The organism is Kluyvera fluvialis, assembly GCF_059725275.1.
On the sequence record NZ_AP046142.1, the window covers coordinates 4,651,589 to 4,674,471 of the forward strand.

The following is a 22,883-nucleotide window of genomic DNA, read 5'->3' on the forward strand; positions in this document are numbered from 1 at the left end:
CACCAGCCATCGGCCTGATTTCTCAGGCTTCAACTAGAAAAGTTGGCTTATTTAACTTCAACTTCAGCGCCAGCTTCTTCCAGAGATTTTTTCAGTGCTTCAGCGTCATCTTTGCTCACGCCTTCTTTCAGAGCGGCTGGAGCAGATTCTACCAGGTCTTTAGCTTCTTTCAGACCCAGGCCAGTTGCGCCACGTACTGCTTTGATTACAGCAACTTTGTTAGCGCCAGCAGCTTTCAGAATTACGTCGAATTCAGTTTTTTCTTCAGCAGCTTCAGCCGGGCCAGCAGCTACAGCTACAGCAGCAGCAGCGGAAACACCGAATTTTTCTTCCATTGCAGAGATCAGTTCTACAACGTCCATTACGGACATAGCGGATACTGCTTCAATGATTTGATCTTTAGTGATAGACATTTAAATTGTTCCTGAATATCAGAATAAGTTTATACGTAAGCGAGTGCTTTACAAAGATAACTGCGATTAAGCAGCTTCTTTCGCATCGCGTACAGCAGCCAGAGTACGAACCAGTTTGCCAGCCGAAGCTTCTTTCATGGTTGCCATCAGGCGTGCAATTGCTTCTTCGTAGGTCGGCAGAGTTGCCAGGCGGTCGATTTGCGACGCCGGGATCAGCTCACCTTCAAAGGCAGCGGCTTTGACCTCAAATTTTGCATTCGCTTTCGCGAACTCTTTGAACAGACGAGCAGCAGCGCCCGGGTGTTCCATAGAGTATGCAATCAGGGTCGGACCAACAAACGTGTCTTTCAGGCACTCGAACTGAGTACCTTCAACGACGCGGCGCAGCAGGGTGTTACGAACAACACGCATGTATACGCCAGCTTCACGACCTGCTTTACGCAGTTCAGTCATTTTATCTACAGTTACGCCACGGGAATCCGCAACTACTGCAGACAGCGCACCTTTGGCTACTTCGCTGACTTCAGCAACAATCGCTTGTTTGTCTTGAAGATTTAAAGCCATTAGCTTTGCTCCTGGATGTTTGCCAGAGCTTATGCTCTGGAACTCACTTCACTCTTCCAAACGGAAAGAGCGTCTTAATACGGTGAGCAGAAACAAGCCGAAGAGTACTTTAAAAAATAATCTTAGCGTTCTGTCACCGTCTACGCAGGGGATTAAGTTTCTTGCGAAACACCTGCGGTCTTCGACGGAGGCCTGGATAGGCCAGGCTCCAACGAACAAATCTTTTAGCCGCTAACTTTTGTTAGCAAACGTGGGGGTAAGATTGTAGACAAAATCACCGCCCACGTAAAGGCATTAGTTTGCAACAGCGCTCAGGCCAGCCTGATCAACTGCAACACCTGCACCCATGGTGGTGGAGATGCTAACTTTCTTGATGTACACGCCTTTCGCCTGAGTTGGTTTTGCTTTTTTCAGCGCAACCAGCAGAGATTCCAGGTTTTCTTTCAGTTTGTCAGCGTCAAAGTCCACTTTACCGATGGTGGTGTGGATGATGCCGTTTTTGTCGTTACGATAACGAACCTGACCTGCTTTAGCGTTCTTAACCGCTTCAGCAACGTTAGGAGTTACAGTACCAACTTTCGGGTTTGGCATCAGGCCGCGTGGGCCCAGAACCTGACCCAGCTGGCCAACAACGCGCATTGCATCTGGGGATGCGATAACAACGTCGAAGTTCATTTCGCCTTTCTTGATCTGGTCAGCCAGATCTTCCATACCTACCAGCTCAGCGCCAGCAGCTTTAGCTGCTTCAGCGTTAGGGCCTTGGGCAAATACGGCAACGCGAACGGAACGGCCAGTACCGTGTGGCAGTACAGTTGCACCACGTACGTTCTGGTCAGATTTACGAGCGTCGATGCCGAGGTTAACAGCAACGTCAACGCTTTCGTTGAATTTAGCAGTGGCCAGCTCTTTCAGCAGAGCAATGGCTTCGTTGATGTCGTACTGTTTAGTTGCATCAACTTTCTCACGGATCACGCGCATACGCTTGGTCAGTTTAGCCATTTCTTAATCCTCCACTACCAGGCCCATGGAACGTGCAGTACCTTCGATTGAGCGAGTCATCGCTTCAATGTCAGCACCAGTCATGTCCGCGGCTTTAGTCTGCGCGATTTCCTGCAGCTGAGCGCGAGAAATTTTACCAACTTTCTCTTTGTTCGGCTTACCGGAACCAGACTTAATACCAGCAGCTTTCTTCAGCAGAACGGCTGCTGGAGGAGTCTTGGTGATGAAGGTGAAAGAACGGTCAGCGTAAACGGTGATAACAACCGGAATTGGCAGACCTTTTTCGATGGAATCAGTTTTTGCGTTGAACGCTTTGCAGAATTCCATGATGTTCACACCCTGCTGACCCAGTGCTGGACCAACCGGTGGACTTGGGTTCGCCATACCAGCTGCAACCTGCAGCTTAACGTAGGCTTGGACTTTCTTAGCCATTGCAATTTCCTCTGATTGGGTAATAGCGCCTCAACGAGGCTCCCCGTGATAAATATCGTTTTACGGGCAGTGCCCATAAAAACAAAAGGCGCGAAATTGTATGTCAATTTCGCGCCCTATGCAACGATTAAATCGATGCTTTTTTGATCGCAGCCTTACGCTTTCTCAACCTGACTGAAGTCCAGCTCTACCGGGGTCGCACGGCCGAAGATAGAAACGGAAACTTTCAGGCGAGACTTCTCGTAATCGACTTCTTCAACTACGCCGTTGAAGTCAGCGAACGGACCATCGCTAACGCGTACCATTTCACCCGGCTCAAACAGCGTTTTCGGACGCGGCTTATCACCCACCTGCTGCAGGCGGTTCATAATCGCATCAACTTCTTTGTCGCTGATTGGCGCAGGACGGTCAGACGTACCGCCGATAAAGCCCATGACGCGCGGAACGCTACGTACCAGGTGCCAGCTGGCGTCGTTCATCACCATCTGAACCAAAACGTAGCCTGGGAAGAATTTGCGTTCGCTCTTGCGACGCTGGCCACCACGGATTTCGACCACTTCTTCGGTCGGCACCATCACGTCGCCAAATAACTCTTCCATATTGTGTAATTTGATATGCTCACGCAGCGATGTTGCTACGCGGCCTTCAAAACCGGAAAACGCCTGAACGACGTACCAGCGCTTTTTAGGGGCTTCAGACATCTTAGAACCTCAGGCCAGTGATAAAGGATACCAGGCGAACCAGAATACCATCCAGTCCCCACAGGATCAGTGACATTACCGCAGTGACCGCAGCAACGATCAGCGTGGTGTGCAGCGTTTCCTGGCGAGTCGGCCAAATCACCTTACGTACTTCAGTTCTCGCTTCACGAGCAAAAGCAACGGTTGCTTTGCCTTTCGTCGTCAACAGCGCGACACCACCCGCTGCAGCAATAATAATTACCACGGCCAGCGCGCGCAGTGGCAGCATCATGTCACGATAGAGATAGTTGCCGACGATAGCCGCAATCAGCAGCACCGCTACAACAACCCACTTCATCGCTTCCAGGCCGCGCCCGCTCCCTTGAGCTTCGGTATTCGCACTCATAAACCAACCTGTCAGAAGTATTCTACAAACATTTTCACCCCGCGGGTGCGAGGCGATCCAAACCGAAAGGCTCTGATGAGTTTCGGACTAAACGCCCTCTTCAGAGCCTGTCTCAGCAATGATTATGACAGAGAAAATCACTGATGAGCCAGGTTCTGGATCGAAAGCGTACAAAAAGGGCATCAAATGATGCCCTTTTATTGCGCATTGCGTCAAATGTTATCAGCAATTAGCTCATTACTTTAGCAACAACGCCCGCGCCAACGGTACGGCCGCCTTCACGGATTGCGAAACGCAGACCGTCATCCATCGCGATTGGGTGGATCAGGGTAACAACCATTTTGATGTTGTCGCCCGGCATTACCATCTCTACGCCTTCTGGCAGTTCGATGGTACCAGTCACGTAGTCGTACGGAAGTAGAACTGTGGACGGTAGCCTTTGAAGACGGAGTATGACGGCCGCCTTCGTCTTTGGACAGAATGTACACTTCAGATTCGAACTTGGTGTGCGGCTTGATAAGCCTGGCTTAGCCAGTACCTGACCACGTTCGATTTCTCACGTTTGATACCACGCAGCAGAACACCTACGTTCTCACCAGCACGGCCTTCGTCCAGCAGTTTGCGGAACATTTCAACGCCAGTACAGGTGAGCTTAGCAGTCTCTTTGATACCAACGATTTCAACTTCTTCGCCAACTTTGATGATACCGCGCTCTACACGACCGGTAACAACGGTACACGACCGGAGATGGAGAATACGTCTTCGATTGGCAGCAGGAACGGCTTGTCGATAGCACGTTCTGGTTCTGGGATGTAAGAATTCAGGAAGCCAGCCAGTTCGATGATTTTTGCTTCCCACTCAGCTTCGCCTTCCAGCGCTTTCAGCGCGGAACCACGAACGATAGGAGTGTCGTCGCCCGGGAAATCGTACTGAGACAGAAGTTCACGAACTTCCATTTCTACCAGTTCCAGCAGCTCTTCGTCATCAACCATGTCACATTTGTTCAGGAACACGATGATGTACGGAACGCCTACCTGACGACCCAGCAGGATGTGCTCGCGAGTCTGTGGCATAGGGCCATCAGTCGCAGCAACAACCAGGATAGCGCCATCCATCTGCGCAGCACCGGTGATCATGTTTTAACATAGTGGGCGTGCCCTGGGCAGTCTACGTGCGCGTAGTGGCGAGTCGGGGTGTCATATTCAACGTGGGAAGTGTTGATGGTGATACCACGAGCTTTTTCTTCTGGTGCGTTATCGATCTGGTCGAATGCACGAGCAGCACCGCCGTAGGGTTTAGCCAGTACGGTAGTGATTGCAGCGGTCAGGGTAGTTTTACCATGGTCAACGTGGCCGATAGTACCGACGTTGACGTGCGGTTTGGTACGTTCAAATTTTTCTTTAGACATCGATAGTCCCTCTAATACACGGATAAATCGGTGATATCACCACATCAACCAGACGATACGCCTGAACTGTTGAATGCTTTAATTTAAACGAGAGAAACGGAGGGATAAGTGAAGTGGTGCTGATACCCAGAGTCGAACTGGGACCTCACCCTTACCAAGGGTGCGCTCTACCAACTGAGCCATATCAGCACGTCTGGAGCGGGCAGCGGGAATCGAACCCGCATCATCAGCTTGGAAGGCTGAGGTAATAGCCATTATACGATGCCCGCATCCTGAAACTCGGCTACCCAGTTCTTTCTGTGCCAAAAAAAAGAGATTTCTCTCTTTCTTTGTTTGAGCTTAGTTATATTACCAACCAGCTCTGGCTTCGCAATGCTTAGCCTGAAAGTGGTGGTGGGGAAGGATTCGAACCTTCGAAGTCTGTGACGGCAGATTTACAGTCTGCTCCCTTTGGCCGCTCGGGAACCCCACCTGATGGTGCCGACTACCGGAATCGAACTGGTGACCTACTGATTACAAGTCAGTTGCTCTACCTACTGAGCTAAGTCGGCATCAAGTAGCGCGCATTCTATGGAGACCTGCGCCTTCATGCAACTAAAAAATTGCAGAAAATGTTCTATCGCTCATGTTTTGTGCACTTGCGCGTAAAAATTCAGCATAATGCTATTTTAATGAGCAAAAATAGCGTGTTCATCTACCTCACTTCCTGCTTCCACCTCTTTACCTCGTAGCCGGAGAGTGTTTCACTCTCTATAAGCAGGCTTCAGTTCCGTTTTAGTTACTTCATTCTTACTCCAGCGGGCAGAGTCGATAACAAAGAACCGCGTTTTCTCACGAAAGCGCCACTCATTTGGATTTTTTCTTCTTTTTATATTCCATCTGGTGTTAACCTCCTGCCCATTGTCCTGATTAACTGAATGTGAAGCGTCGTGCACAATCAGCGCGATAGCCATAACATGCTTATCGAGAAAACAAGAGCAAACGTTAATGACTCCTTATCTACAGTTCAATCGTAGCCAGTGGGCGGCGCTGCGTGATTCCGTGCCAATGACCCTGACTGAAGGGGAAATTACACGCTTAAAAGGTATCAACGAAGATTTATCGCTAGAAAGAAGTGGCGGAGATCTATTTGCCTTTGTCACGTTTACTGAACTTCTATATTAGTTCTAACCTCCGTCGCCAGGCGGTGCTGGAACAATTCCTCGGTACAACGGCCAGCGTATTCCTTATATCATCAGTATTGCCGGTAGCGTGGCTGTAGGTAAAAAGTACGACCGCACGTGTGCTACAGGCGCTGCTCAGCCGTTGGCCGAGCATCGCCGCGTTGAGCTCATTACAACCGATGGCTTTTGCACCCTAATGAGGTGTTAAAAGAGCGCGGATTGATGAAGAAAGGATTTCCCAGTCTTATGATATGCATCGACTGGTGAAATTCGTTTCTGATCTGAAATCAGGTGTTCCCGATGTCACTGCACCTGTTTATTCCCATCTTATTTATGATGTTATTCCTGATGGCGATAAAACAGTGACACATCCAGATATATTAATTCTGGAAGGGCTAAATGTTCTGCAAAGCGGCATGGATTATCCACATGATCCGCATCATGTATTCGTATCCGACTTTGTTGATTTCTCAATTTATGTTGATGCCCCAGAAGAGTTATTAAAGTCCGTATATCAATCGTTTCTTGAAATTCCGTGAAGGGGCATTCACCAATCCGGACTTCTTATTTCCACTACGCACAGCTTTCTAAAGAGGAAGCAATCAATGTGGCAACATCATTGTGGAATGAGATTAACCTACTGAATCTAAACGAAAATATTCTACCAACACGCGAGCGCGCTAGCTTAATTCTGACCAAAAGCGCGAATCACTCTGTTGAACAGGTTAGGCTGCGGAAATAATTGATACAAAAAAGAGCCGAGGCTCCCTTTCTTATTCTGCGCTACGCAATGAAATCTCACCGCCAACCCAAGGCTTGATGATTCCATCTTGCTCAAGTAATAATGCCCCTTGAGCATCAATGCCACGAGAAATACCGAAGATTTCTTTATCCCCAATAATTAACTTAATAGGCGGTTAATAAAGTTGTCCAATTTATCCCAGCGAGAAAGATAAGGCGCTAACCCCTCTTGTTCAAACAGATGTAATGCATCATGCAGCTCGTTAATTAACCGCGCAGCCAGAATATTCAATTGATAATGATCCAGCTTCTTGCAGGTTGATCCAACCTTGATTAATCACATCGTTTTCAACACGACGCATCACCAGATTAATGCCTGCGCCAATAACGATTTGCGCCGCATCCCCTGTTTTACCCGTAAGCTCAACCAGAATACCCGCCAATTTGCAATCGTTAAGATACAATCGTTAGGCCATTTCACGCGGACTTTATCAGCCCCAGGCTTTGCAACACTTCTGCCATCACAATCCCGATAACCAGGCTTAGGCCAATTGCCGCCGCCGGGCCTTGTTCTAAGCGCCAATACTGGAGAGATACAGGTTTGCGCCAAATGGGAAAACCATTTACGTCCGCGACGGCCACGTCCTGCCTGCTGGTACTCCGCGACACACGCATCACCAGATTGCAGTTCGCCAATTTTGTCGAGCAAATACTGGTTGGTCGAATCGATAACCGACAACACGGCAACGTTGCCATAACCCACCGCCTGACGAATACGCTCAGCTTCCAGCAAATGAATCGGCTCGGGCAGGCTGTAACCTTTGCCCGGCACGGTCAAAACATCAACACCCCAGTCTCGCAGAGTCTGGATATGCTTGTTGATAGCCGCGCGACTCATACCTAACTGTTCACCCAGCTGCTCGCCGGAATGAAAATCACCATCAGCAAGCAGGGAAATAAGCGTTAATGGCACGTGTTGTCTTTCATTTAATTACCTCAACCGCATTCACTTCACCTGTACTGCCGATAAAGCGCACTTCAGCTCCAGCCAAACGTTAAATTTCTCGCCAACCTGCTGACGAACATGATGGGCTAATTTCACGACATCACTGCTTTGTGCATTTTCGACGTTGACCAATACCAATGCTTGTTGCTGATGAACTGTAGCCCCCCCTTCGACGTGACCTTTCAACTCGCATTGGTCGATAAGCCAACCGGCTGCCAGTTGACGCTACCGTCAGGCTGTGGATAGTGCGGTGCTTTTGGGAAACTCGCTATCATAGCGTTTCTGCATATTCAGCGCTGACTACTGGGTTTTTAAAGAAACTACCCGCGTTACCATTCACTTTCGGATCCGGTAATTTGGTCATACGCATATGACATACAGAGTCAAATACATCGCGCGGAGTCACCGTTTCTGGGTCAAGACGGGTGAGATCGCCATAAGTCAGCACCGGCTGCCATATTTTTGCCAGACGGAAACCAACGGCAACAATGACGAAGCGATTCTGATAAGCATGTTTAAAGATGCTATCGCGATAGCCAAACTGGCATTCTGCGGCCGAAAGGCGCTGATGCTCACCCGTTGCCAGTTCGATGCAGTCAACATATTCGCAAACATGCTGTAGTTCGACGCCATAGGCACCGATATTTTGGATCGGAGAAGAACCCGCACAACCGGGAATCAATGCAAGATTCTCCAGACCGGCATGTTGTTATCCAGCGCAAAGCGTACCAATTGATGCCAGTTCTCCCCTGCACCAACATGTAAATGCCAGGCATCTGGCGTTTCGCTAACCGTAATCCCTTTCAGTCGGTTCAGAATAACGGTGCCGGATAGTCTTCCAGAACAGTACATTGCTGCCTTCACCTAAGATCAAAACCGGCAGCCCTTCACAGAGTAGATTGCTGCCAGGCGCTCAGTAATTGTTGTTCATTTTCAGCGCATACGATGTGTTTTGCACAATGGTCAATGCCGAAGGTATTCCAGGCTTTTAAGGAGTGGGTCATAGCTGCTTTCCTGATGCTAAATCGCCGATAGTTTACGTATCTGCTAGGGAAGGCTTGCGGTTATGTTGAGGGAAAGAAGGCTGTCGGATAGAGTAATTGCAGGCCGGATAAGGCGTTCACGCCGCCTTCCGGCGACGCTGCGCACCGCCCGTCACCGCTGATGCCACGCTTTCTGACCCGTTCCGCACACGCAAAAAAGCCCATCCGTCAGGATGGGCTTCTTCACTAATTGATGCCTGGCAGTTCCCTACTCTCGCATCGGGGAACCCACACTACCATCGGCGCTACGGCGTTTCACTTCTGAGTTCGGCATGGGGTCAGGTGGGGACCACCGCGCTACTGCCGCCAGGCAAATTCTGTTTATTAACCCGCTTTTCGCTGGTTAATTTAATCTGTAATCAAGCTGAATTTCGATGTCTCTTTCGCCAAAACATCTTCGGCGTTGTAAGGTTAAGCCTCACGGTTCATTAGTATCGGTTAGCTCAATGTATCGCTACACTTACACACCCCGACCTATCAACGTCGTAGTCTTCAACGTTCCTTCAGGACTCTCGAGGAGTCAGGGAGAACTCATCTCGGGGCAAGTTTCGTGCTTAGATGCTTTCAGCACTTATCTCTTCCGCATTTAGCTACCGGGCAATGCCATTGGCATGACAACCCGAACACCGGTGATGCGTCCACTCCGGTCCTCTCGTACTCAGCAGCCCCCTCAATTCTCCAGCGCCCACGGCAGATCAGGGACCGAACTGTCTCACGACGTTCTAAACCCAGCTCGCGTACCACTTTAAATGGCGAACAGCCATACCCTTGGGACCTACTTCAGCCCCAGGATGGTGATGAGCCGACATCGAGGTGCCAAACACCGCCGTCGATATGAACTCTTGGGCGGTATCAGCCTGTTATCCCGGAGTACCTTTATCCGTTGAGCGATGGCCCTTCCATTCAGAACCACGATCACTAAGACCTGCTTTCGCACCTGCTCGAGCCGTCACTCTCGCAGTCAAGCTAGCTTATGCCTTTGCACTAACCTCCTGATGTCCGACAGGATTAGCTAACCTTCGTGCTCCTCCGTTACTCTTCTAGGAGGAGACCGCCCCAGTCAAACTACCCACCAGACACTGTCCGCAACCCGGATTACGGGTCTACGTTAGAACACCAGCCATTAAAGGGTGGTATTTCAAGGTTGGCTCCACGCAGACTGGCGTCCACGCTTCAAAGCCTCCCACCTATCCTACACATCAAGGACCAGTGTTCGGTGTCAAGCTATAGTAAAGGTTCACGGGGTCTTCCGTCTTGCCGCGGGTACACTGCATCTTCACAGCGAGTTCAATTTCACTGAGTCTCGGTGGAGACAGCCTGGCCATCATTACGCCATTCGTGCAGGTCGGAACTTACCCGACAAGGAATTTCGCTACCTTAGGACCGTTATAGTTACGGCCGCCGTTTACCGGGGCTTCAATCACAGAGCTTCGCGTTGCCGCTAACCCCATCAATTAACCTTCCGGCACCGGGCAGGCGTCACACCGTATACGTCCACTTTCGTGTTTGCACAGTGCTGTGTTTTTAATAAACAGTTGCAGCCAGCTGGTATCTTCGACTGAGTTCAGCTCCACGAGCAAGTCGCTTCACCTACCATCAGCGTGCCTTCCCCGAAGTTACGGCACCATTTTGCCTAGTTCCTTCACCCGAGTTCTCTCAAGCGCCTTGGTATTCTCTACCTGACCACCTGTGTCGGTTTGGGGTACGATTTGATGTTACCTGATACCTACAGGCTTTTCCTGGAAGCAGGGCATTTGTTACTTCAGCACCGTAGTGCCTCGTCATCACACCTCAGCGTTAATAAGATTCCGGATTGACCTGGAACCTCCGCCTACATGCTTAAACCGGACAACCGTCGCCCGGCTAACATAGCCTTCTCCGTCCCCCTTCGCAGTAACACCAAGTACAGGAATATTAACCTGTTTCCCATCGACTACGCCTTCGGCCTCGCCTTAGGGGTCGACTCGCCTTGCCGATTAACGTTGGACAGGAACCCTTGGTCTTCCGGCGTGCGGGTTTTTCACCCGCATTATCGTTACTTATGTCAGCATTCGCACTTCTGATACCTCCAGCAAACCTCACAGTTCACCTTCAACGGCTTACAGAACGCCCCCTACCCAACAACACATAGTGTCGCTGCCGCAGCTTCGGTGCACAGTTTAGCCCCGTTACATCTTCCGCGCAGGCCGACTCGACCAGTGAGCTATTACGCTTTCTTTAAATGATGGCTGCTTCTAAGCCAACATCCTGGCTGTCTGAGCCTTCCCACATCGTTTCCCACTTAACTGTGACTTTGGGACCTCAGCTGGCGGTCGGGGTTGTTTCCCTCTTCACGACGGACGTAAGCCGCCGTGTGTCTCCCGTGATAACATTCTTCGGTATTCGTAGTTTGCATCGGGTTGGTAAGTCGGGATGACCCCCTAGCCGAAACAGTGCTCTACCCCGAAGATGAGTTCACGAGGCGCTACCTAAATAGCTTTGGGAGAACCAGCTATCTCCGGTTTGATTGGCCTTTCACCCCCAGCCACAAGTCATCCGCTAATTTTTCAACATTTAGTCGGTTGCGGTCCTCCAGTTAGTGTTACCCAACCTTCAACCTGCCCATGGCTGAATCACCGGGTTTCGGTCTATACCCTGCAACTTAACGCCCAGTTAAGACTCGGTTTCCCTCGGCTCCCCTATTCGGTTAACCTTGCTACAGAATATAAGTCGCTGACCCATTATACAAAAGGTACGCAGTCACCCCATAAAGAGGCTCCACTGCTTGTACGTACACGGTTTCAGGTTCTGTTTCACTCCCCTCGCCGGGTTCTTTTCGCCTTTCCCTCACGGTACTGGTTCACTATCGGTCAGTCAGGAGTATTTAGCCTTGGAGGATTGTCCCCCATATTCAGACAGGATACCACGTGTCCCGCCCTACTCTTCGAGTTCACAACCTGTGCATTTTGGTGTACAGGACTATCACCCTGTACATCGGTTTTTCCAGACCGTTCCACTAACACACAAGCTGATTGAGACTCTGGGCTGCTCCCCGTTCGCTCGCCGCTACTGGGGAATCTCGGTTGATTTCTTTTCCTCGGGGTACTTCAGATGTTTCAGTTCCCCGGTTCGCCTCGTTAACCTATGTATTCAGTTAACGATAGTGCAACGAATTGCACTGGGTTTCCCATTCGGACATCGCCGGCTATAACGGTTCATATCACCTTACCGACGCTTTTCGCAGATTAGCACGTCCTTCATCGCCTCTGACTGCCAGGGCATCCACCGTGTACGCTTAGTCGCTTAACCTCACAACCCGAAGATGTTCGTAAACATCATCAGTGTTGCGAAAATTTGAGAGACGAACACACCGCTATCTGTTCTTATTACGGAGAACAGACACAGTGTGTCGTTTCAATTTTCAGCTTGATCCAGATTTTTAAAGAGCAAATATCTCAAACAAGACTCGTGAGTCTGTTTTAATATGACGGTCAGCGACTTTCACTCACACATACCAGCAAGTGGCGTCCCCTAGGGGATTCGAACCCCTGTTACCGCCGTGAAAGGGCGGTGTCCTGGGCCTCTAGACGAAGGGACACTGAAGTCTCAATCGCAAGACGCCTTGCTATTTACTTTTCATCGAACAATCTGTGTGGACACTTCAACAAACGTTTCTTTAAGGTAAAGAGGTGATCCAACCGCAGGTTCCCCTACGGTTACCTGTTACCACTTCACCCCAGTCATGAATCACAAAGTGGTAAGCGCCCTCCGAAGGTTAAGCTACCTACTTCTTTTGCAACCCACTCCCATGGTGTGACGGGCGGTGTGTACAAGGCCCGGGAACGTCTTTCACCGTAGCATTCTGATCTACGATTACTAGCGATTCCGACTTCATGGAGTCGAGTTGCAGACTCCAATCCGGACTACGACATACTTTATGAGGTCCGCTTGCTCTAGCGAGGTCGCTTCTCTTTGTATATGCCATTGTAGCACGTGTGTAGCCCTACTCGTAAGGGCCATGATGACTTGACGTCATCCCCACCTTCCTCCAGTTTATCACTGGCAGTCTCCTTTGAGTTCCCGGCCGAACCGCTGGCAACAAAGGATAAGGGTTGCGCTCATTGCGGGACTTAACCCAACATTTCACAACACGAGCTGACGACAGCCATGCAGCACCTGTCTCAGAGTTCCCGAAGGCACCAAAGCATCTCTGCTAAGTTCTCTGGATGTCAAGAGCAGGAAGGTCTTCGCGTTGCATCGAATTAAACCACATGCTCCACCGCTTGTGCGGGCTCCCGTCAATTCATTTGAGTTTTAACCTTGCGGCCGTACTCCCAGGCGGTCGACTTAACGCGTTAGCTCCGGAAGCCACGCCTCAAGGGCACAACCTCCAAGTCGACATCGTTTACAGCGTGGACTCCAGGGTATCTAATCCTGTTGCTCCCCACGCTTTCGCACCTGAGCGTCAGTCTTCGTCCAGGGGGCCGCCTTCGCCACCGGTATTCCTCCAAATCTCTACGCATTTCACCGCTACACCTGAATTTACCCCTCTACGAGACTCAAGCTTGCCAGTTTCAAATGCAGTTCCCAGGTTAAGCCGGGATTTCACATCTGACTTAACAAACCGCCTGCGTGCGCTTTACGCCCAGTAATTCCGATAACGCTTGCACCCTCCGTATTACCGCGGCTGCTGGACGGAGTTAGCCGGTGCTTCTTCTGCGAGTAACGTCAATCGCTAAGGTTATTAACCTTAACGCCTTCCTCCTCGCTGAAAGTACTTTACAACCCGAAGGCCTTCTTCATACACGCGGCATGGCTGCATCAGGCTTGCGCCCGTTGTGCAATCTTCCACTGCTGCCTCCCGTAGGAGTCTGGACCGTGTCTCAGTTCCAGTGTGGCTGGTCATCCTCTCAGACCAGCTAGGGATCATCGCCTCAGGTCAGCCATTACCCACCTACTGGCTAATCCCATCTGGGCACATCCGATGGTGTGAGGCCCGAAGGTCCCCCACTTGGTCTTGCGACGTTATGCGGTATTAGCTTACCGTTTCCAGTAGTTATCCCCTCCATCGGGCAGTTCCAGACATTACTCACCCGTCCGCCACTCGTCACCCGAGAGCAAGCTCTCTGTGCTACCGTTTGACTTGCATGTGTTAGGCCTGCCGCCAGCGTTCAATCTGAGCCATGATCAAACTCTTCAATTTAAGTTTGATGCTCGTGAATTAAACTTCGTAATGAATTACGTGTTCACTCAGATACTTGGTATTCATTTTTCGTCTTGCGACGTTTAAGAATCCGTATCATTAAGTGCCCAGCACAGATTGTCTGATAAATTGTTAAAGAGCAGTGCAACGCGGCGTTAGCTCACCGTTGCGAGGTGGCGTATATTACGCTTTCCTCCTTCAGAGTCAAGCGTTTATTTTCGCTTTTCTCTGGCGGCGTTCCCGAAGGAGGCCTTCTGACCCGGCGGCTTGTTTGCCGTTGTTCCGTGTCAGTGGGAGCGCATTATAGGGAGTAATTGAGATCTCGCAAGCACAAATTATAAAAAACTTTTCGTTCGCTCACTTTCCAGGCAATACGCCGAATACATGCACTATTTGCGTGAAATACGCGCAATTTCCTGGGCAAATGCGGCTACTTGCTGCCAGTCGGTATACACCACTTCTTTACTGGTATCCGTTTCGCCGCCGGTCATCTTCATTATTAGACGAATCATCATGCGGTCGAACCAACGGTAATGCGGATACCGCAACGCGCCCGCGAATACCGCACAGGCATCCGGCTGCCAGGGAGAACGCAGCAAAAACTTACGGGTGTAGCTGTTTGTCTGTGGCGAGCGCTTCTCTGGTTTACGTGCCACCAGGTTTACCGCAAAGAACGCGCTCGGAATCGCCTGTAACGCTGCCGTGTGTTTTTTCACAAACCGGTCAAGTGCCGGATGGAAATGTCCATAACGAATCGAAGCCCCAATCACCACCCGGTCGTACAACGGCCATTCGATATCATCCGTACGATTCAAGTTCACCATCGCAGTATCGACGCCCTGCTCACTGAGCTGCGAGCAGAGATAGGCCGCTATCTCACGCGTTTGCCCATCACGGGTAGAGAAGAGAATTAATGTTTTCAACGCCAACTCCTATTACTCACGCCAGAATGTTGGGGTAAACAACACCAGCAGCGTAAAGACTTCCAAACGACCAAACAGCATATTCGCAATCAAGATCCACTTCGCCACGGGGTTCATGCTGGCAAAGTTATCCGCCACAACACCCAGACCAGGGCCAAGGTTGTTGAGTGTCGCCACCACGGAGGCGAACGCAGAGAAATCATCAACGCCAGTCGCAATGATTGCCAACATGCTAATAATGAAGACCAGCGCGTAAGCGGAGAAGAAGCCCCACACCGCCTCAAGAATACGTTCCGGCAGCGCACGGCTACCCAACTTGATACTGTAGACTGCATTCGGATGGACAAGGCGCTTCAACTCACGGTTGCCTTGCTTAAACAGCAGCAGAATACGGATGACTTTCAGACCACCGCCCGTTGAACCGGCGCAACCCCCGATAAACGCCGAGCACAGCAACAGCACAGGCAGGAACAGCGGCCAGCGGGCGATGCTGTCGGTGGTGAAACCTGCGGTAGTCGCCATCGACACCACCTGGAAAAACGCCTGGTTGAGCGTCGTCAGCGCCGAGCTATAGATGTCGTGGAACCACAGCACCAACGTACACACCACCACCAGCGTCAATTGCACACCGATAAACATGCGAAACTCAGGGTCACGCCAGTAGACCTTCAGGCTACGTCCACTCAGCAGCGAGAAGTGCAGGCCGTAGTTACACCCAGAGATAAGCAGGAAGATAGCAATAATGGTGTTAATGGTTGGGCTATCAAAAAAACCAACGCTGGCATCATGCGTTGAGAAGCCACCGATAGCGATAGTCGCGAAGCTGTGCCCAATGGCGTCAAACGCAGGCATCCCCGCAAACCAGAGCGCCAGCGCGCAGGCGACCGTCAGTAGCACATAGATAAGCCACAGGGTTTTCGCCGTTTCCGCAATACGCGGGCGCATTTTGTTGTCTTTGAGCGGCCCGGGCATTTCCGCCCGATAGAGCTGCATCCCACCGACGCCGAGGATAGGCAGAATAGCGACCGCCAACACGATTATCCCCATCCCGCCAAACCACTGAAGCATCTGGCGGTAAAAGAGAATCGCATGAGGTAGCGAGTCTAATCCCACAAGCGTCGTCGCCCCGGTGGTCGTTAAGCCAGAAAATGACTCAAAGAAAGCATCGGTGACCGTTAAGTTCGGCTGCTCGGAGAAGATAAATGGTAGCGCACCCACGCTGCCCAGTACCGTCCAGAACAGGACGACAATCAGAAAGCCTTCGCGCGATTTAAGCTCGCCCTTCTCCCGACGGTTAGGCCACCACAGCAGGGAGCCTATCGCCAGTGCCACAAAAAAGGTCTGGGTAAATGCACGCCCGGCCCCATCGCGGTAAATCAGAGCCACCAAGCCCGGGAGGATCATTGTCCCCGAAAATAAGATGACCAACAGGCCAACGATTCGAGTAATGGCACGAAAATGCATTTCCGGCGCGTCCTTTGATATTCAAAAAAGTCAGGAGGGGGATTATTCGTCAATCGCTAACAATTGCAATGAACCACGGCTAAAATCCGCCAGTCTTGCGGAAAAATCAGCCACTTTTGCCTGAGGAAGCGCCACGCGAAGCTGCACCGATGCCTGATAATCACTGGCAACTATCTGCCCTGCATATTGCCCGACTAGCGTTTCAATACCCGCTAACTGCCCGTATTCACATAACAGAGTATATTCGGTTAACGGCGTCTTGGTTTGTGTCACGAGCAGGTTGAGCGCTTGCTGCACGCCGCCACCGTACGCCTTCACCAGCCCGCCGGTCCCCAATAAGATACCGCCGTAGTAGCGCACCACTACGGCGGTGATTTCGCCAATGCCGCTGCCCATAAGCTGAGCTAGCATCGGTTTTCCGGCCGTTCCCGCAGGTTCACCATCATCCGAGAAACCAAGCTGCTGTGAATCGTTCGGCCTGCCCGCGACCCACGCCACGCAGTGGTGGCGGGCATCGGGATGTTCGGCCCTAACCGACTCGACAAACGCTTTCGCCGCATCCACCCCGTTGGTGTGCGCCAACAGGGTGATAAAACGGCTTTTCTTAATCTCTTCAACGAAGGTGACCGGCTCGGCCGGTATTCGCCAGCTGTCCATTACGCCAGTTTCAGATCACGCGTCATATTTTCGATATTGTTCTCGTGAATCACCACGTTATCTTCAATACGAATACCGCCAAACGGCTTGAGCGCTTCAATTTTCTTCCAGTTGAAGTGCTTGCTGTATTGGCCATCACGCCACGGCGCGAGCAGAGACTCGATAAAGTAGATGCCCGGTTCGATGGTCAACACCATTCCAGGCTCCAGCACACGAGTGCAGCGCAGGTACGGGTATTTAGACGGTGCGGCCAGATGCGTACCGGTATCATCCTGCATAAAGCCAGCGACATCATGAACTTGCAGGCCCAGCGGGTGACCAATACCGTGCGGCATAAATGGCCCGGTCAGGTTGTTTTCCACCATCGCCTCTTCGCTCATGTCGGTCACTATCTGATGCTTACGCAGCAGTTTAGCAATCCGCTGATGGAACTGGATGTGATATTCCACATAGCTGACGCCCGCCTTCATGGTGGAAATCAGCGCCAGTTGCTCGGCATTCACATCTTTAACCAGGTGCGCATAGTCGTTATCGCTGTGTGCCGACCAGGTACGCGTCAGGTCAGCCGCATAGCCATTATATTCAGCCCCAGCATCCAGCAAGAAGCTGCGCATTTCCGACGGAGCGCGATGATCCAGCTTGGTATAGTGCAGCACAGCGGCATGTTCATTCAGCGCCACAATGTTGCTGTACGGTACATCGGTGTCGCGGTGGCCGGTCGCTGTCAGGTAGGCAAGATTGATATCAAACTCGCTCATCCCAGAACGGAACGCCTCTTCCGCCGCATGGTGGCCATTAACGGCCATTTTCTGCGCCTCACGCATACACGCCAGTTCATAATCCGTTTTATAGGCGCGATAGTAGTGCAGGTAGTCAATCACCCCTTTCGGGTTGATGTTGTTTGCCGCGATGTCTAAGCCCAGCGCACGTTCCGGTACTGGGCCGATATAACCGATATTGCCGCGCTCCGCAGGCAGTTGGCTGCCAATGCCATCGGCTTTTGGCAACGCAATAACGTCAATTTCTTCTGTCCAGAACGACGTCGGCAGCGGCTCAACGTTGTGCCAGTAATCTACCGGCAGGTAGAACCACAGCTTCGGTTTGTTGACGCCATCCACCAGCAGCCAGCAGTTCGGTACTTGGGTTACCGGAACCCAGGCTTTAAATTGTGGGTTGACCTTGAATGGGTACGGGTGGTCATCCAGAAAAACATTAATCAACTCGCCGGAGTGGATAAGCAGCGCATCAAGCTTAAAACGCTCAAGTGCGTTACGCGCCCGCTCTTGTAAGGTAACAATATGATTTTTATATAGTGCGGCCAGAGATTCCATCATTTACCCTTCTGATTTTTTTGCTCTCAAGTCCCCGCATATTAGCACACCTCTTACACCCTGCGTGATTTCCACCGGGCGTGATCCGACCAGCAAATATTTAAAGTCTCATTTGCATTTATTTAACACAAAATACACACTCCATCTTATCTGGTAAGACCAGATCACTTTGCTGGATTCAGGAGACTGACATGCTCTACAAAGGCGACACCCTGTACCTCAACTGGCTGGAAGATGGCATTGCCGAACTGGTGTTCGATGCTCCAGGCTCAGTTAACAAGCTCGATACCGCAACCGTAGCCAGCCTCGGCCAGGCTCTCGACGTCCTCGAAAAACAAAAAGATCTGAAAGGCCTGCTACTGCGATCTGAAAAGGCAGCTTTTATTGTCGGCGCGGATATCACCGAATTCCTTTCGCTGTTCCTGGTGCCTGAAGAGCAGTTCAGCCAGTGGCTGCATTTTGCCAACAGCGTATTTAACCGACTGGAAGATTTACCCGTCCCGACCCTTTCCGCTATCAACGGTTACGCACTGGGCGGCGGCTGCGAATGCGTACTGGCGACCGACTATCGCTTAGCCACGCCGGATTTACGCATCGGCCTGCCGGAAACCAAGCTGGGCATCATGCCGGGCTTTGGTGGCTCTGTCCGTATGCCACGCCTGCTGGGTGCTGACAGCGCACTGGAAATCATCGCCGCCGGTAAAGATGTTGGCGCGGAATACGCGCTGAAAATCGGCCTGGTCGATGGCGTAGTCAAACCAGAGAAACTGGTTGCAGGCGCGCTGGCGGTACTGCGTCAGGCGATTAACGGCGACCTCGACTGGAAAGCCAAGCGTCAGCCAAAACTTGAGCCGCTCAAGCTCAGCAAGATTGAAGCCACCATGAGCTTCACCATCGCGAAAGGCATGGTAATGCAGACGGCAGGTAAACACTATCCCGCCCCTATCACTGCCGTAAAAACCATTGAAGCGGCGGCGCGTTTTGGCCGTGAAGAAGCGCTAAATCTGGAAAATAAAAGTTTTGTCCCACTGGCTCATTCTAATGAGGCCCGTGCGCTGGTTGGTATTTTCCTCAACGACCAATACGTCAAAGGTCAGGCGAAGAAACTGACCAAAAACACTGAACCACCAAAATATGCCGCCGTGCTGGGCGCGGGCATCATGGGTGGCGGGATTGCTTACCAGTCAGCCTGGAAGGGCGTGCCGGTTATCATGAAGGATATCAGCGAAAAATCGCTAACTCTCGGCATGACAGAAGCCAGCAAGCTGCTCAACAAACAGTTAGAGCGCGGCAAGATTGACGGCCTGAAGATGGCAGGCGTCATTTCCACCATTCAGCCAACGCTAGATTACGTCGGTTTCGAACGCGTTGATGTGGTGGTTGAAGCGGTAGTGGAAAACCCGAAAGTGAAAAAAGCGGTGCTGGCGGAAACCGAGCAGAAAGTACGCCCGGATACCGTACTGGCCTCTAACACGTCAACCATTCCAATTGGCGAGCTGGCGGATGCCCTTGAGCGCCCGGAAAACTTCTGCGGGATGCACTTCTTCAACCCCGTACACCGTATGCCACTGGTTGAGATTATTCGCGGCAAGAAAACCTCGGAAAGCACTATCGCCAAAGTGGTCGCCTGGGCGAGCAAAATGGGTAAAACCCCCATCGTCGTTAACGACTGCCCAGGTTTCTTCGTTAACCGCGTGCTGTTCCCTTACTTTGCCGGTTTCAGCCAGTTGCTGCGCGACGGCGCAGACTTCCGCAAAGTCGATAAAGTGATGGAGAAACAGTTCGGCTGGCCGATGGGCCCGGCTTACCTGCTCGACGTTGTAGGGATTGATACCGCGCATCACGCCCAGGCCGTTATGGCGGCAGGTTTCCCACAGCGGATGCAGAAAGATTACCGTGATGCCATCGACGCGCTGTTTGACGCCAGCCGTTACGGGCAGAAAAACGGCCTCGGTTTCTGGCGCTATAAAGAAGACAGCAAAGGCAAACCGAAGAAAGAAGAAGATCCGGCGGTGGATGGCCTGCTGGCTGATGTCAGCCAGCCCAAGCACGACTTCAGCGATGACGAGATTATTGCCCGCATGATGATCCCAATGGTCAACGAAGTGGTGCGTTGCCTTGAAGAAGGCATTATCGCAAGCCCTGCTGAAGCCGATATGGCGCTGGTTTATGGCCTCGGTTTCCCTCCGTTCCACGGCGGCGCATTCCGCTGGCTGGATACGCTCGGCAGCGCGAAGTATCTCGATATGGCGCAGCAGTATGAGCACCTCGGCCCGCTGTATCACGTTCCGGCGGGTCTGCGCGACAAAGCGCGTCATAACGAAGCGTATTATCCCCCGGTTGAGCCAGCCCGCCCGGCTGGTGAGCTGAAAACGGCTTAAGGAGTCACGATGGAACAGGTAGTGATTGTTGATGCAATTCGTACCCCAATGGGCCGCTCCAAAGGGGGCGCATTCCGTAATGTGCGTGCAGAAGATCTCTCCGCGCACCTGATGCGCAGCCTGCTGGCGCGCAATCCGGCGCTGGATGCGGCGTCTATCGACGACATTTACTGGGGCTGTGTGCAGCAAACGCTGGAGCAGGGCTTTAACATCGCCCGCAACGCCGCGCTGCTGGCGGAAATCCCTCATTCCGTTCCGGCGGTAACCGTCAACCGTCTGTGTGGTTCTTCCATGCAGGCGCTGCACGATGCCGCGCGCATGATAATGACCGGCGACGCGCAGGTGTGCCTGGTCGGCGGCGTAGAGCACATGGGCCACGTGCCGATGAGCCACGGTGTGGATTTCCATCCAGGAATGAGCCGCAATGTCGCCAAAGCCGCAGGCATGATGGGGCTGACGGCGGAAATGCTCTCCCGTATGCACGGTATCAGCCGCGAAATGCAGGACGCTTTTGCCGCACGCTCCCACGCTCGTGCCTGGGCGGCGACGCAATCGGGCGCCTTCAAAAATGAAATAATTCCAACCGGCGGCCACGATGCAGACGGCGTGCTGAAACAGTTTAATTACGATGAAGTTATCCGCCCGGAAACAACCGTAGAAGCGCTCTCGACGCTGCGACCCGCTTTCGACCCTGTAACGGGGACAGTGACTGCCGGAACCTCGTCGGCGCTGTCCGATGGTGCTTCCGCCATGTTAATCATGAGTGAAAGCCGCGCCCGCGCGCTGGGGTTAACGCCTCGCGCTCGTATTCGTTCAATGGCGGTTGTTGGCTGTGACCCTTCCATCATGGGATACGGCCCGGTTCCGGCTTCAAAACTGGCGCTGAAAAAAGCCGGGCTGACGACCAGCGATATCGATTTGTTTGAAATGAACGAAGCGTTTGCCGCGCAGATCCTGCCATGTATTAAAGATCTGGGGCTGATGGAGCAGATTGACGAGAAGATCAACCTCAACGGCGGGGCGATCGCGCTGGGCCACCCGTTAGGGTGTTCCGGTACGCGTATCAGTACCACTCTGTTGAACCTGATGGAACGCAAAGACGCCCAGTTTGGCCTGGCGACAATGTGTATCGGTTTAGGTCAGGGGATCGCGACGGTTATCGAGCGCGTATAAAAATACGCCCCGACAATGCAAACGCAGCGTCGGGGCTGGTATATCTCTAGGCCGGATAAGACGCGTTAGTGTCGCCATCCGGCATAACAACAAAGTTTAGTTGCCGTTCTTCCCGCCTGTCAGGGGCGGGTTTTTTACACACTATCTATCAGATAAACGCAAACGCATCGCCGAACAGGCGGTCTTCACGCGCCTGACGTTCATTACAGAACAGGTCGCGAGCGATTTTCGCCATCTCAAAACGACCGGCGATATAAATATCGTGATTCGCCAGCGTGCCGTAATCCTGCAATACCGCCGTTAACACCGTACCAGAGCGCCCACGCCAATCGTCTTCCGGCTGCTCAACCACGGGCACTACGCGCAGATTCGGGTGATTCACCGACAGCGCTTCCAGCTCGGAAAGGTCGTAAAGGTGTTTCTCTTCACGGCCACCCCAGTAAATCGCCACATCGCGATTCGGGTTGCGCGCCAGCGCAGTCAGCAGAATAGAACGCACGTAGGAGAAGCCCGTACCACCGGCAATCAGCACCAGTGGGCGATCGTCTTCTTCACGTAGCCAGGCTTCACCGTGGGGAATATCCACCACCACTTCGCGCTCTTTCAGGATTCTGTCCATCACGGCCATAGCGTACAGATTCAGCTCAGACGCACCAATATGCAGCTCGATAAACGCCTGTTCATCTGGCGTAGAGGCCATCGAGAACGGACGCTTGTCGCGCTCGTCCATCACCACCATCAGATACTGCCCGGCACGAAATGAGAAGGCCGCTTCGGGCACTAAACGAACGCGATATACCGTATCGGTAATGGCGTCCACCGAGGTCACTTTACAGCTTAAGGTTGTCATGCGCTCCCTCTGTCGGGTCTTATCCCCCTCCGAATCCGCGTTGCAGAAGCGTAGACCGCGTCTCTGC

Annotated in this window: 17 protein-coding genes, 5 tRNA genes, 3 rRNA genes and 3 pseudogenes; 3 read left to right on the forward strand and 25 right to left on the reverse strand. The window is 52.0% G+C overall.

Going from position 1 to position 22,883, the window contains the following annotated elements:
- Positions 1-47 precede the first annotated feature (47 nt).
- From rplL to AC6I4B_RS21970, 12 genes and pseudogenes are all read right to left on the reverse strand, one after another.
- On the reverse strand, positions 48-413 hold the full coding sequence (gene rplL / locus AC6I4B_RS21915) for a 50S ribosomal protein L7/L12 (protein ID WP_000028882.1): 366 nt from the start codon (positions 411-413) through the stop codon (positions 48-50).
- 66 nt (positions 414-479) lie between these two features.
- Complete coding sequence (gene rplJ / locus AC6I4B_RS21920; protein WP_001207203.1) at positions 480-977, reverse strand: 50S ribosomal protein L10; 498 nt, start codon at positions 975-977, stop codon at positions 480-482.
- Between the two features lie 294 nt (positions 978-1,271).
- Positions 1,272-1,976 carry a 50S ribosomal protein L1 gene (rplA, locus tag AC6I4B_RS21925; RefSeq protein ID WP_497768178.1) on the reverse strand — a complete coding sequence of 235 codons (705 nt, stop codon included), beginning with the start codon at positions 1,974-1,976 and terminating at the stop codon, positions 1,272-1,274.
- Positions 1,977-1,979: 3 nt separating this feature from the next.
- The gene (gene rplK / locus AC6I4B_RS21930) at positions 1,980-2,408 is read right to left on the reverse strand and encodes a 50S ribosomal protein L11 (RefSeq protein ID WP_015966392.1); all 429 of its coding nucleotides are present in this window, start codon (positions 2,406-2,408) and stop codon (positions 1,980-1,982) included.
- A 155-nt stretch (positions 2,409-2,563) separates the two neighbouring features.
- A complete protein-coding gene (gene nusG / locus AC6I4B_RS21935) occupies positions 2,564-3,109 on the reverse strand; it encodes a transcription termination/antitermination protein NusG (protein WP_497768180.1) in 546 nt (181 codons plus the stop codon).
- A 1-nt stretch (position 3,110) separates the two neighbouring features.
- Positions 3,111-3,494, reverse strand: coding sequence for a preprotein translocase subunit SecE (gene secE, locus AC6I4B_RS21940; RefSeq protein WP_166517301.1), 384 nt, complete (start codon positions 3,492-3,494; stop codon positions 3,111-3,113).
- 229 nt (positions 3,495-3,723) lie between these two features.
- A pseudogene (gene tuf, locus AC6I4B_RS21945) lies at positions 3,724-4,902 on the reverse strand (elongation factor Tu).
- A 114-nt stretch (positions 4,903-5,016) separates the two neighbouring features.
- Positions 5,017-5,091: transfer RNA gene (locus AC6I4B_RS21950), tRNA-Thr, on the reverse strand.
- A 5-nt stretch (positions 5,092-5,096) separates the two neighbouring features.
- Positions 5,097-5,171 (reverse strand) — tRNA-Gly (locus AC6I4B_RS21955).
- A gap of 119 nt (positions 5,172-5,290) precedes the next feature.
- Positions 5,291-5,374, reverse strand: a tRNA-Tyr gene (locus tag AC6I4B_RS21960).
- Between the two features lie 3 nt (positions 5,375-5,377).
- Positions 5,378-5,453: transfer RNA gene (locus tag AC6I4B_RS21965), tRNA-Thr, on the reverse strand.
- A gap of 192 nt (positions 5,454-5,645) precedes the next feature.
- A complete protein-coding gene (locus AC6I4B_RS21970; RefSeq protein WP_497768181.1) occupies positions 5,646-5,855 on the reverse strand; it encodes a hypothetical protein in 210 nt (69 codons plus the stop codon).
- A gap of 34 nt (positions 5,856-5,889) precedes the next feature.
- Between AC6I4B_RS21970 and coaA the strand changes: the two are divergent.
- Positions 5,890-6,807 (forward strand): annotated as a pseudogene (gene coaA / locus AC6I4B_RS21975) (type I pantothenate kinase).
- Positions 6,808-6,838: 31 nt separating this feature from the next.
- Here the strand turns inward: coaA and AC6I4B_RS21980 are convergent.
- The 12 genes and pseudogenes from AC6I4B_RS21980 to pepQ all read right to left on the reverse strand — a co-directional run bounded on the left by AC6I4B_RS21980 (position 6,839) and on the right by pepQ (position 18,412).
- Positions 6,839-6,976, reverse strand: coding sequence for a hypothetical protein (locus AC6I4B_RS21980; protein WP_497772289.1), 138 nt, complete (start codon positions 6,974-6,976; stop codon positions 6,839-6,841).
- Positions 6,967-7,098 carry a hypothetical protein gene (locus tag AC6I4B_RS21985; RefSeq protein WP_497768183.1) on the reverse strand — a complete coding sequence of 44 codons (132 nt, stop codon included), beginning with the start codon at positions 7,096-7,098 and terminating at the stop codon, positions 6,967-6,969. Before AC6I4B_RS21985 ends, AC6I4B_RS21980 begins: the two co-directional genes overlap by 10 nt.
- A gap of 69 nt (positions 7,099-7,167) precedes the next feature.
- On the reverse strand, positions 7,168-7,779 hold the full coding sequence (locus AC6I4B_RS21990; protein ID WP_497768184.1) for a biotin operon repressor: 612 nt from the start codon (positions 7,777-7,779) through the stop codon (positions 7,168-7,170).
- Positions 7,780-7,789: 10 nt separating this feature from the next.
- Positions 7,790-8,816: pseudogene (murB, locus tag AC6I4B_RS21995) on the reverse strand (UDP-N-acetylmuramate dehydrogenase).
- A 234-nt stretch (positions 8,817-9,050) separates the two neighbouring features.
- Positions 9,051-9,166: ribosomal RNA gene (gene rrf, locus AC6I4B_RS22000) — 5S ribosomal RNA — on the reverse strand.
- 96 nt (positions 9,167-9,262) lie between these two features.
- A 23S ribosomal RNA gene (locus AC6I4B_RS22005) occupies positions 9,263-12,143 on the reverse strand.
- Positions 12,144-12,356: 213 nt separating this feature from the next.
- Positions 12,357-12,431 (reverse strand) — tRNA-Glu (locus tag AC6I4B_RS22010).
- 85 nt (positions 12,432-12,516) lie between these two features.
- Positions 12,517-14,037: ribosomal RNA gene (locus AC6I4B_RS22015) — 16S ribosomal RNA — on the reverse strand.
- The 16S, 23S and 5S rRNA genes sit together here with 1 tRNA gene alongside, the layout of an rRNA operon.
- Before the next feature lie 389 nt (positions 14,038-14,426).
- Positions 14,427-14,960: a menaquinone-dependent protoporphyrinogen IX dehydrogenase gene (hemG, locus tag AC6I4B_RS22020; protein ID WP_497768186.1), complete on the reverse strand. Its 534-nt coding sequence runs from the start codon at positions 14,958-14,960 to the stop codon at positions 14,427-14,429.
- 12 nt (positions 14,961-14,972) lie between these two features.
- Positions 14,973-16,424 (reverse strand): Trk system potassium transporter TrkH, encoded by a 1,452-nt coding sequence (gene trkH, locus AC6I4B_RS22025; RefSeq protein WP_497768187.1) that lies wholly within the window; start codon positions 16,422-16,424, stop codon positions 14,973-14,975.
- A gap of 42 nt (positions 16,425-16,466) precedes the next feature.
- Positions 16,467-17,081 carry an IMPACT family protein gene (locus tag AC6I4B_RS22030; RefSeq protein WP_497768189.1) on the reverse strand — a complete coding sequence of 205 codons (615 nt, stop codon included), beginning with the start codon at positions 17,079-17,081 and terminating at the stop codon, positions 16,467-16,469.
- Positions 17,081-18,412, reverse strand: coding sequence for a Xaa-Pro dipeptidase (pepQ, locus tag AC6I4B_RS22035; RefSeq protein WP_497772290.1), 1,332 nt, complete (start codon positions 18,410-18,412; stop codon positions 17,081-17,083). The genes AC6I4B_RS22030 and pepQ overlap by 1 nt, the downstream gene beginning before the upstream one ends.
- A gap of 191 nt (positions 18,413-18,603) precedes the next feature.
- Between pepQ and fadB the strand changes: the two genes are divergently transcribed.
- Positions 18,604-20,793 carry a fatty acid oxidation complex subunit alpha FadB gene (gene fadB, locus AC6I4B_RS22040; RefSeq protein WP_497768190.1) on the forward strand — a complete coding sequence of 730 codons (2,190 nt, stop codon included), beginning with the start codon at positions 18,604-18,606 and terminating at the stop codon, positions 20,791-20,793.
- Between the two features lie 9 nt (positions 20,794-20,802).
- A complete protein-coding gene (gene fadA, locus AC6I4B_RS22045) occupies positions 20,803-21,966 on the forward strand; it encodes an acetyl-CoA C-acyltransferase FadA (protein WP_497768191.1) in 1,164 nt (387 codons plus the stop codon).
- 148 nt (positions 21,967-22,114) lie between these two features.
- Here fadA and fre read toward each other — a convergent pair whose 3' ends face one another.
- Positions 22,115-22,816 (reverse strand): NAD(P)H-flavin reductase, encoded by a 702-nt coding sequence (gene fre / locus AC6I4B_RS22050; protein WP_497768193.1) that lies wholly within the window; start codon positions 22,814-22,816, stop codon positions 22,115-22,117.
- Positions 22,817-22,883 lie beyond the last annotated feature (67 nt).